Origin of the sequence: Archangium sp. (genome assembly GCF_036277355.1) — a bacterium.
In the GTDB taxonomy this organism is placed as follows: domain Bacteria; phylum Myxococcota; class Myxococcia; order Myxococcales; family Myxococcaceae; genus Archangium.
In genome coordinates this window covers 1-11,572 of sequence record NZ_DASUNC010000158.1, presented here as the reverse complement: position 1 = coordinate 11,572, position 11,572 = coordinate 1, and the positions used below count along the sequence as shown (strand labels likewise).

General features: G+C 69.3%; 2 protein-coding genes. Both read left to right on the top strand.

The annotated features are described in order from the left end of the window. On the top strand, positions 1-4,996 hold a 4,996-nt coding region (locus VFZ09_RS39325), incomplete at its 5' end, for a non-ribosomal peptide synthetase (RefSeq protein WP_329732914.1). Further along, on the top strand, positions 4,993-11,572 hold a 6,580-nt coding region (locus tag VFZ09_RS39320; RefSeq protein WP_329732913.1), incomplete at its 3' end, for a non-ribosomal peptide synthetase. The genes VFZ09_RS39325 and VFZ09_RS39320, both read left to right, overlap by 4 nt.

The window sequence follows — 11,572 nt, the reverse complement described above, 5'->3', positions numbered from 1 at the left end:
GACGCAGCTCTCCTACGGTGAGCTCGACTCGCGCGCCAACCAGCTCGCCCACCTGCTCGCCTCCAAGGGCGTGCGCTCCGGGGATCTCGTCGGCATCTGCGTTGAGCGCTCCGCGGACCTCGTCGTCGGCCTGCTCGGCATTCTCAAGGCCGGCGCCGCCTACGTCCCGCTCGACCCCGCCTACCCGCAGCAGCGCCTGGCCTTCATGCTCGAGGACACCCAGGCTCGCGTCGTCGTGGCCCAGCGCCACCTCGCTCAGGCCCTGCCCCTGGGCGACCGCTCCCTCATCTGCCTCGATGAGGACCAGCACCTCATCGGCCAGCAGCCCACCGGGTCGCTCTCCCTGTCCGTCGACTCGATGCAGGCCGCCTACGTCATCTACACCTCGGGCTCCACCGGCAAGCCCAAGGGCGTCTGCGTCCCCCATCAGGCCGTCGTGCGGCTGGTGCGCAACACCCACTTCATCCAGCTGACCGAGACCGACCGTATCGGCCAGGCCTCCAACGCCTCCTTCGACGCCGCCACCTTCGAGTTGTGGGGCGCGCTGCTCAATGGCGCTCGCGTCGTGGGTGTCCCCAAGGAGATCGCCCTCGACGCCCGCGCCCTCGGAGAGCACCTGGAGCGCACGCGCATCAACGTCCTGTTCGTCACCACCGCTCTCTTCAACCAGGTGGCTCGCGAGCGGCCTCAGTCCTTCTCCGTGCTGCGCCAGCTGCACTTCGGCGGCGAGGCCTCCGATCCCAAGTGGGTGCGGGAAGTGCTGAACAAGGGCGCTCCCGGCAAGCTGATGCACGTCTACGGGCCCACCGAGAGCACCACCTTCGCCACCTGGTACCACGTGCAGCAGGTGCCCGAGGGCATCACCACCATTCCCATCGGCGCGGGTCTGTCCAACACCACGCTGTACGTGCTCGACCGCAATGGGCATCCGGTGCCCGTGGGCGTTCCCGGTGAGCTGTACATCGGCGGTGAAGGCCTCGCCTGGGGCTACCTGCACCGCCCCGAGCTGACGGCCGAGAAGTTCGTTCCCCACCCGTTCGCCACCCAGCCCGGTGAGCGCCTCTACCGCACCGGCGACGTCGTGCGCTGGCTGCCCGAGGGGAGCCTCGAATTCGTGGGCCGCGTGGACTCGCAGGTGAAGGTGCGCGGCTTCCGCATCGAGCTGGGCGAAGTGGAGTCCGCGCTCGTCGGCTACCCCGCCGTGGGTGAGGCCGTGGTCATGGTGCGCGAGGACACGCCGGGCGACAGGCGCCTGGTGGGCTACGTCGTCGCGCGCGAGGGCCAGAGCCTCGAGGTCTCCGAGCTCAAGAGCTACCTCAAGGACAGGATGCCGGACTACATGGTCCCGGCTGCCCTGGTGAAGCTCGACAAGCTCCCGCTCAACCCCAACGGCAAGGTGGACCGCAAGGCCCTCCCCGTGCCGGATCAGGCGCAGACGGACCAGGAGTACGTGGCGCCGCGCAACGAGACGGAGGAGCGTCTGGCCGCGCTCTGGGCCGAGGTGCTCCGCGTGTCCCGCGTGGGCATCCACGACAACTTCTTCGACCTGGGCGGCCACTCGCTGCTCGCCACGCAGGTGGTGGTGCGCGTGCGCGAGGCCTTCCAGATGGAGCTGGCCCTGCGCGAGCTGTTCGACGCGCCCACGCTGGCCGAGCTGGCCGGGCGCATCGACGCCTCGCGCGGCACGAGCCCCGTGTCCCAGACGCCGGCCGTGAAGCGGGTGCCTCGTGAGGGGAACCTGCCGCTCTCGTTCGCCCAGCAGCGCCTGTGGTTCCTGGAGCAGCTCGAGCCGGGCAAGGCCTTCTACAACATCCCCATGCTGGTGCGGATGGAGGGCCAGCTCGACGTGGTGGCCCTGGAGCGGAGCTTCGAGGAGCTGGTCCAGCGCCACGAGTCGCTGCGCACCGTCTTCCACGAGGAGCAGGGCCAGCCCGTGCAGGTGATTGCCCCCGAGGCCCGGCTGCCGTTGGCGGTGGTGGACCTGCGGGAGCTGCCCACCGGGGAGCGCGAGGCCGAGGTGCGGCGGCAGGTGCGGGCCGAGGTCGGCCGGCCGTTCGACCTGAAGCGAGGACCGCTGCTGCGGCCCCTGCTGCTGCGGCAGGACGAGCAGGTGCATGTGCTGATGCTCACCATGCACCACGTCATCTCGGACGGCTGGTCCATGGGAGTGCTGGTGCGCGAGATGGCGGCGCTCTACGAGGCCCATGTGCGGGGCAAGCCGTCACCGCTGCCGGAGCTGCCCGTGCAGTACGCGGACTTCTCGGCCTGGCAGCGCGAGTGGCTCCAGGGCGACGTCCTGGCCCGGCAGCTCGACTACTGGCGCCAGCAGCTCACCGGGGCGCCGCAGGCCCTGACGCTGCCCACCGACAAGCCCCGTCCCACGGTGCTGACGTCGCGCGGTGCCAGCATGACGGCGCAACTGCCCCTCGAGCTCTCCAAGGCCCTCCAGGCCCTGGGACACGAGGCGGGGGCCACGCCGTTCATGGTGCTGCTCGCGGCCTTCCAGGTGCTCATGTCCCGCTACTCGGGACAGGACGACATCAGCGTGGGCTCGCCCATCGCCGGCCGTGGCCGGAGCGAGGTCGAGGGCCTCATCGGCTTCTTCGTCAACACGCTGGTGCTGCGCTCGCGCCTCTCGCCCCAGCAGAGCTTCCGCGAGCTGCTCGCCCAGGTGAAGGAGACGACGCTGGGGGCCTACGCCCACCAGGACGTGCCCTTCGAGAAGCTGGTGGAGGAGCTGAAGCCCGAGCGTGACCAGAGCCGCACGCCGCTCTTCCAGGTCATGTTCGGCCTGCAGAACGCTCCGATGCCCGAGCTGAAGCTGCCCGGGCTGAAGCTGCAGGCCATCGAGCCCGAGAGCCAGACGTCGAAGTTCGACCTGACGATGTCGGCCGGCGAGACGCCCGCGGGCTTCTCGCTGTGGCTGGAGTACAACACCGACCTGTACGAGGCCTCCACGGCCCGGCGCATGCTGGAGCAGATGCAGGTGCTGCTCGAGGGCATCGCCGCCGCCCCCGACCGCAAGCTGCGCGAGCTGCCCCTGCTCAGCGGTGCCGAGCGCCAGCAGGTGCTGGTGGACTGGAACCAGACCCACACCGACTTCCCGCGCCAGCCCAGCATCCATCAGCTCTTCGAGCAGCGCGTCCTCCGCCACCCCCAGGCCATCGCCCTGGAGTTCGGTGAGACGCAGCTCTCCTACGGTGAGCTTGACTCGCGCGCCAACCAGCTCGCGCATCTGCTCGCTTCCAAGGGTGTTCGCTCTGGAGAACTCGTCGGCATCTGCGTCGAGCGTTCCGCGGACCTCGTCGTCGGTCTGCTCGGCATCCTCAAGGCCGGCGCCGCCTACGTCCCGCTCGACCCTGCCTATCCTCAGCAGCGTCTGGCGTTCATGCTCGAGGACACCCAGGCTCGCGTCGTCGTGGCCCAGCGCCACCTCGCGCAAGCATTGCCCCTGGGCGACCGCTCCCTCATCTGCCTCGATGAGGACCAGCAGCTCATCGGTCAGCAGTCCACGCAGCAGCTCGTCCGCAGCGTCGACTCCATGCAGGCCGCCTACGTCATCTACACCTCGGGCTCCACCGGTAAGCCCAAAGGCGTCTGCGTCCCCCATCAGGCCGTCGTGAGGCTGGTGCGCAACACCAACTTCATCGAGCTGATGGAGACCGATCGCGTTGGCCAGGCCTCCAACGCCTCCTTCGACGCGGCCACCTTCGAGCTGTGGGGCGCGCTGCTCAACGGCGCTCGCGTCGTGGGTGTCCCCAAGGAGATCGCTCTCGATGCTCGCGCCCTCGGCGAGCACCTGGAGCGCACGCGCATCAACGTCCTGTTCGTCACCACCGCGCTCTTCAACCAGGTGGCTCGCGAACGGCCCCAGTCCTTCTCCGTCCTGCGCCAGCTCCACTTCGGCGGCGAGGCCTCCGACCCCAAGTGGGTCCGCGAGGTCCTCCAGAAGGGCGCTCCCGGCAAGCTGCTGCACGTCTACGGCCCCACCGAGAGCACCACCTTCGCCACCTGGTACCACGTGCAGCAGGTGCCCGAGGGCATCACCACCATCCCCATCGGCGCGGGTCTGTCCAACACGACGCTGTATGTGCTCGACCGCAATGGGCAGCCGGTGCCCGTCGGTGTCCCCGGCGAGCTGTACATCGGCGGTGAAGGCCTCGCCTGGGGCTACCTGCACCGTCCCGAACTGACGGCCGAGAAGTTCGTCCCCCACCCGTTCGCCACCCAGCCCGGTGAGCGCCTCTACCGCACGGGCGACATCGTGCGGTGGCTGCCCGAGGGGAGCCTCGAGTTCGTGGGCCGTGTGGACTCGCAGGTGAAGGTGCGTGGCTTCCGCATCGAGCTGGGCGAGGTCGAGTCCGCGCTCGTGGGCTACCCCGCCGTGGGCGAAGCCGTGGTCATGGTGCGCGAGGACACGCCGGGCGACAAGCGCCTGGTGGGCTACGTCGTCGCGCGCGAGGGCCAGGGCCTCGAGATCTCCGAGCTCAAGGCGTACCTCAAGGACAGGATGCCGGACTACATGGTGCCGGCGGCCCTGGTGAAGCTCGACAAGCTCCCGCTCAACCCCAACGGCAAGGTGGACCGCAAGGCCCTCCCCGTGCCGGACCGGGTGGAGACGAACCGCGAGTACGTGGCCCCGCGCAACGACACCGAGCGCATGCTCGCGGAGCTGTGGGCCGAGGTGCTCGGCGTGGCCCGCGTGGGCATCCACGACAACTTCTTCGACCTGGGTGGCCACTCGCTGCTGGCCACGCAGGCCCTCTCCCGCATCCGCTCCACCTTCCAGGTGGAGCTGCCCCTGCGTGACTTCTTCGGGGAGCCCACCATCGCCAACATCGCGGTGCGGATCCTCAACGAGCAGGCCTCGCAGGTCGACACCGCGGAGCTCGAGCGGATGATGGCCGAGCTCGATCAACTCTCCGAGGAAGAGGCGGAAGCCCTCCTCTCGAACACTCAGTCCGACGATTCAACCAAGAAGGTCTCCTCCAAATGAGTGACGTCTACGACCGCCTCGCATCGCTCCCTCCCGAGAAGCGGGAGCTGCTGCTGCGTCAGCTTCGTCAGAAGCAGGCCGGCAACGTCAAGACGGGCATCCCCCGGCGGCCGCGCGACACGGACCTGCACCCGCTGTCCTTCGCCCAGCAGCGGCTGTGGCTGCTGGATCAGCTCCAGCCGGGCAGCGCCTTCTACAACATCCCCATGGCCATCCGGCTCACCGGGGCGCTGGACGCGGCGACGCTGGGCCGGTGCTTCAACGAGCTGCTGCGGCGCCACGAGTCGCTGCGCACCACGCTGCGCTCGGAGCAGGGCCAGCCGGTGCAGGTCATCGCGCCCCAGGCGGAGCTCGCCCTGGAGACGGTGGACCTGCGGGCGCTGCCCGCCGCGCGACACGACGCCGAGGTGCGGCGGCTGGCGCTGGAGGAGGCGCGCAAGCCCTTCGACCTGGAGCGGGGTCCCCTGCTGCGCGCCCGCCTGCTGAGCCTGTCGGAGCAGGAGTGCGTGCTGCTGCTGACCATGCACCACATCGTCTCGGACGGCTGGTCCATGGGCGTGCTGGTGCGTGAGATGGGCATGCTCTACGCGGCCTTCATGCAGGGCAAGCCCTCGCCGCTGATGGAGCTGGCGGTGCAGTACGTGGACTTCGCCGCCTGGCAGCGCGAGTGGCTGCGGGGCGACGTGCTGTCCAAGCAGCTCGACTACTGGCGCAAGCAGCTCACGGGCGCCTCGCAGGTGCTGGAGCTGCCCACCGACAAGCCTCGTCCGCCCCGGCCGTCGTTCCAGGGAGGCTCGTGCTCGCGGCCGCTGCCCACGGCGCTCTCCGAGTCCCTCAAGGCCCTGGCCCAGAAGGAAGGCGCCACGTCCTTCATGGTGCTGCTGGCCGCCTTCCAGGTGCTGCTCTCGCGCTACTCGGGGCAGGACGACATCTGCGTGGGCTCGCCCATCGCCGGCCGCAACCGCGGCGAGCTGGAAGGCCTCATCGGCTTCTTCGTCAACACGCTGGTGCTGCGCACCCGGCTCTCGCCCCAGCAGAGCTTCCGCGAGCTGCTCGCCCAGGTGAAGGAGACGACGCTCGGCGCGTATGCCCACCAGGACGTGCCCTTCGAGAAGCTGGTGGAGGAGCTCCAGCCCGAGCGGGATCAGAGCCGCACGCCGCTCTTCCAGGTGATGTTCGCCGTGCAGAACGCTCCGATGCCGGAGCTGAACCTGCCGGGGCTGAAGATGCGCCCGGTGACGGTGGAGAGCGAGTCGTCCAAGTTCGACATGACGGTCGCCTTCACGGAGCGGGCGGAGGGCTTCCTCGCGGAGGTGGAGTACAGCACCGACCTGTACGAGGCCTCCACCATCCAGCGCATGCTGGAGCAGATGCAGGTGCTGCTCGAGGGCATCGTCGCCGCGCCTGAGCGCAAGCTGCGCGAGCTGCCCCTGATCGGCGCCACCGAGCGTCAGCAGGTGCTGGTGGACTGGAACCAGACCCACACCGGCTTCCCGCGCCAGCCCAGCATCCACCAGCTCTTCGAGCAGCGCGTCCTCAGCCACCCGCAGGCCATCGCCCTGGAGTTCGGTGAGACGCAGCTCTCCTACGGTGAGTTCGACTCGCGCGCCAACCAGCTCGCACACCTGCTCGCTTCCAAGGGCGTGCGCTCCGGGGACCTCGTCGGCATCTGCGTCGAGCGCTCCGCGGATCTCGTCGTCGGCCTGCTCGGCATTCTCAAGGCCGGTGCCGCCTACGTCCCGCTCGATCCGTCCTACCCGCAGCAGCGCCTGGCCTTCATGCTCGAGGACACCCAGGCTCGCGTCGTCGTGGCCCAGCGCCACCTCGCTCAGTCCCTGCCCCTCGGTGATCGGGCACTGGTGTGCCTGGACGAGGACCAGCACCTCATCGGCCAGCAGTCCACCAGGCCGCTCTCCCTGTCCGTCGACTCGATGCAGGCCGCGTACGTCATCTACACGTCCGGCTCCACCGGCAAGCCCAAGGGCGTCTGCGTTCCCCATCAGGCCGTCGTGCGCCTGGTGCGCAACACCAACTTCATCGAGCTGACCGAGACCGATCGCGTCGGTCAGGCCTCCAACGCCTCCTTCGACGCCGCCACCTTCGAGCTGTGGGGCGCCCTGCTCAACGGCGCTCGCGTCGTGGGCGTTCCCAAGGAAGTCGCTCTCGAGGCCAGGACGCTCGGAGAGCACCTGGAACGCACGCGCATCAACGTGCTGTTCGTCACCACCGCCCTCTTCAACCAGATGGCTCGCGAGCGGCCCCAGTCCTTCTCCGTCCTGCGTCAGCTGCACTTCGGCGGTGAGGCTTCCGACCCCAAGTGGGTGCGTGAGGTCCTCCAGAAGGGGGCCCCGGGCAAGCTGATGCACGTCTACGGGCCCACCGAGAGCACCACCTTCGCCACCTGGTACCACGTCGAGCAGGTGCGTGATGGCGTCACCACCATTCCCATTGGTGGTGGTCTGTCCAACACGACGCTGTATGTGCTCGACCGCAACGGAATGCCCGTACCCGTGGGCGTGCCCGGTGAGCTGTACATCGGCGGCGAGGGCCTGGCCTGGGGCTACCTGCACCGCCCCGAGCTCACGGCCGAGAAGTTCGTTCCCCATCCGTTCGCCACCCAGCCCGGCGAGCGCCTCTACCGCACCGGCGACGTCGTGCGCTGGCTGCCCGAGGGGAGCCTCGAGTTCGTGGGCCGTGTGGACTCGCAGGTGAAGGTCCGCGGCTTCCGCATCGAGCTGGGCGAGGTCGAGTCCGCGCTCGTCGGCTACCCCGGCGTGGGTGAGGCCGTGGTCATGGTGCGCGAGGACTCCCCGGGCGACAGGCGCCTGGTGGGCTACGTCGTGGCTCGTGAGGGCCAGGCCTTCGAGGTCTCCGAGCTCAAGGCGTACCTCAAGGACACGATGCCGGACTACATGGTCCCGGCCGCGCTGGTGAAGCTCGACAAGCTGCCGCTCAACCCCAACGGCAAGGTGGACCGCAAGGCCCTGCCCGTGCCGGATCAGGTGCAGACGAGCCAGGAGTACGTGGCGCCTCGCAACGAGACCGAGCGGCTCCTCGCCCAGCTCTGGTCCGAGGTGCTCGCGGCTCCGCGCATCGGCATCCACGACAACTTCTTCGACCTGGGTGGCCACTCCCTGCTGGCCACGCAGGCCCTCTCGCGCATCCGCACCGCCTTCAAGGCCGAGCTGCCCCTGCGCGACTTCTTCGAGTCTCCGACCATCGCCGCGCTCGCGCTGAAGCTCGACGCGTCCCTCAAGGCCGGCCAGGGCATCCAGGCCCCGCCCCTCACCCGCGTCTCGCGTGAGGGCTCGCTGCCGCTGTCCTTCGCCCAGCAACGTCTGTGGTTCCTCGACCAGCTCCAGCCGGGCAGCTCCTTCTACAACGTGCCCACCGCCGTGAAGCTGGAGGGCGCGCTGGATGTCGCCGCGCTGGAGAGCAGCCTCTCCGCGCTGGTGCAGCGCCACGAGTCGCTGCGCACCACGTTCCACAGCGAGCAGGGCCAGGCCGTGCAGGTCATCGCACCGAACGGCGCGCTGCCGCTCCAGGTGGTGGATCTGCGCTCGCTGCCCTCCGCCGAGCGCGAGGCCGAGGTGCGCAAGCTCACCACGCAGGACGCGCTGCGGCCGTTCGACCTCGGCCGAGGGCCCCTGCTGCGCGCCCTGCTGCTGCGCCTGGACGAGCACCAGCATGTGCTCATGCTCACGCTGCACCACATCATCTCCGATGGCTGGTCCATGGGCGTGCTGGTGCGCGAGCTGGCCGCGTTCTACCAGGCCTTCTCGCAGGGCCGGCCCTCGCCTCTGCCGGAGCTGCCCGTGCAGTACGCGGACTACTCCGCCTGGCAGCGTGGCTGGCTCCAGGGCGAGGTGCTCGATAAGCAGCTCGGCTGGTGGCGTCAGCAGCTGGCGGATGCGCCTCGCGCGCTGGAGCTGCCCACGGACAAGCCCCGGCCTCCCGTGCAGACCTACCGCGGCGCCACCCGCCGCATTCAGCTGCCGCCTCCCGTGTCCCTGGCCGTGAAGTCGCTCGCGCAGCGGGAAGGCGCCACGCCCTTCATGGTGCTGCTCGCGGCCTTCCAGCTTCTGCTCTCGCGCTACTCGGGGCAGGACGACATCTCCGTGGGCTCGCCCATCGCCGGCCGCAACCGCGGCGAGGTCGAGGGCCTCATCGGCTTCTTCGTCAACACGCTCGTCCTGCGCTCGCGCCTCTCGCCGCAGCAGAGCTTCCGCGAGCTGCTGGCGCGCGTGAAGGAGACGACGCTCGGCGCCTACGCCCACCAGGAAGTGCCCTTCGAGAAGCTCGTCGAGGAGCTTCAGCCGGAACGTGACCAGAGCCGCTCGCCGCTCTTCCAGGTCATGTTCACCGTGCAGAACGCTCCCATGCCGGAGCTGGCGACGCAGGGGCTGAAGCTGAGCCCGCTGACGCTCGAGGGCGACACGGCCAAGTTCGACCTCACCCTGGGCTTCCTGGAGACCGACCAGGGCTTCGTGGGCGAGATGGAGTACAACACCGACCTGTACGAGGCCTCCACCGTCCAGCGCATGCTGGAGCAGCTGCAGGTGCTGATCGAGGGCATCGTCAACGCTCCCGACCGCAAGCTGCGCGAGCTGTCCCTGCTCGGCGCCACCGAGCGTCAGAAGGTGCTCGTCGGTTGGAACCAGACCCACACCGGCTTCCCCCGCCAGCAGAGCATCCACCAGCTCTTCGAGCAGCGCGTCCTCCGCCACCCCCAGGCCATCGCCCTGGAGTTCGGCGAGACGCAGCTGTCCTACGGAGAGCTCGACTCGCGCGCCAACCAGCTCGCACACCTGTTGGCTTCCAAGGGTGTGCGTTCCGGGGATCTCGTCGGCATCTGCGTCGAGCGCTCGGCGGATCTCGTCGTCGGTCTGCTCGGCATCCTCAAGGCCGGTGCCGCCTACGTCCCGCTCGACCCGTCCTACCCGCAGCAGCGCCTGGCCTTCATGCTCGAGGACACCCAGGCTCGCGTCGTCGTGGCCCAGCGCCACCTCGCGCAGTCTCTGCCCCTCGGTGATCGGGCGCTGGTGTGCCTCGATGAGGACCAGCAGCTCATCGGCCAGCAGCCCACCGCGCCGCTCTCCCTGTCCGTCGACTCGATGCAGGCCGCGTACGTCATCTACACCTCGGGCTCCACCGGCAAGCCCAAGGGCGTCTGCGTTCCCCATCAGGCCGTCGTCCGCCTGGTGCGCAACACCAACTTCATCCAACTGGTGGAGACCGACCGCGTCGGTCAGGCCTCCAACGCCTCCTTCGACGCCGCCACCTTCGAGCTGTGGGGTGCGCTGCTCAACGGCGCTCGCGTCGTGGGTGTCCCGAAGGAAATCGCCCTCGACGCTCGCGCCCTGGGCGAGCACCTGGAGCGCACCCGCATCAACGTCCTGTTCGTCACCACCGCCCTCTTCAACCAGGTGGCTCGCGAGCGTCCCCAGTCCTTCTCCGTCCTGCGCCAGCTGCACTTCGGCGGCGAGGCCTCCGATCCCAAGTGGGTACGGGAGGTGTTGAACAAGGGCGCTCCCGGCAAACTGCTTCACGTCTACGGGCCCACCGAGAGCACCACCTTCGCCACCTGGTACCACGTCGAGCAGGTGGCCCAGAACGTGACGACCGTGCCCATCGGTGGCGGTCTGTCCAACACCACGCTGTACGTGCTCGACCGCAACGGGCAGCCCGTGCCCGTGGGCGTGCCGGGTGAGCTGTACATCGGCGGCGAGGGCCTCGCCTGGGGCTATCTGCACCGCCCCGAACTGACTGCCGAGAAGTTCGTTCCCCACCCGTTCGCCACCCAGCCCGGTGAGCGCCTCTACCGCACCGGCGACGTCGTTCGCTGGCTGCCCGGCGGCAACATCGAGTTCGTGGGCCGTGTGGACTCCCAGGTGAAGGTCCGCGGCTTCCGTATCGAGCTGGGCGAAGTGGAGTCCGCGCTCGTGGGCTACCCGGGCGTGGGTGAGGCCGTGGTCATGGTCCGCGAGGACTCCCCGGGCGACAGGCGCCTGGTCGGCTACGTCGTGGCTCGCGAGGGTCAGGCCTTCGAGGTCTCCGAGCTCAAGGCGTACCTCAAGGACAAGCTGCCGGACTACATGGTCCCGGCCGCCCTGGTGAAGCTCGACAAGCTGCCGCTCAATCCCAACGGCAAGGTGGACCGCAAGGCACTGCCCGTGCCGGATCAGGCGCAGACGGGCCAGGAGTACGTGGCTCCGCGCAACGAGACCGAGCGGCTCCTCGCCCAGCTCTGGTCCGAAGTGCTCGGCGTGGCCCGCGTCGGCATCCACGACAACTTCTTCGACCTGGGTGGTCACTCGCTCCTGGCCACGCAGCTCGTCTCGCGCCTCCGCGCCACCTTCCAGGTGGAGCTGCCCCTGCGCGCGCTCTTCGAGGCCACCTCCATCGCCGCTCTGGCGCTGAAGCTCGAGGAGGCCATGCGCGCTGGCCAGGGCATCCAGGCCCCGCCCCTCACCCGCGTCTCGCGTGAGGGCTCGCTGCCCCTGTCCTTCGCCCAGCAGCGTCTGTGGTTCCTCGACCAGCTCCAGCCGGGCAGCTCCTTCTACAACGTCCCCACCG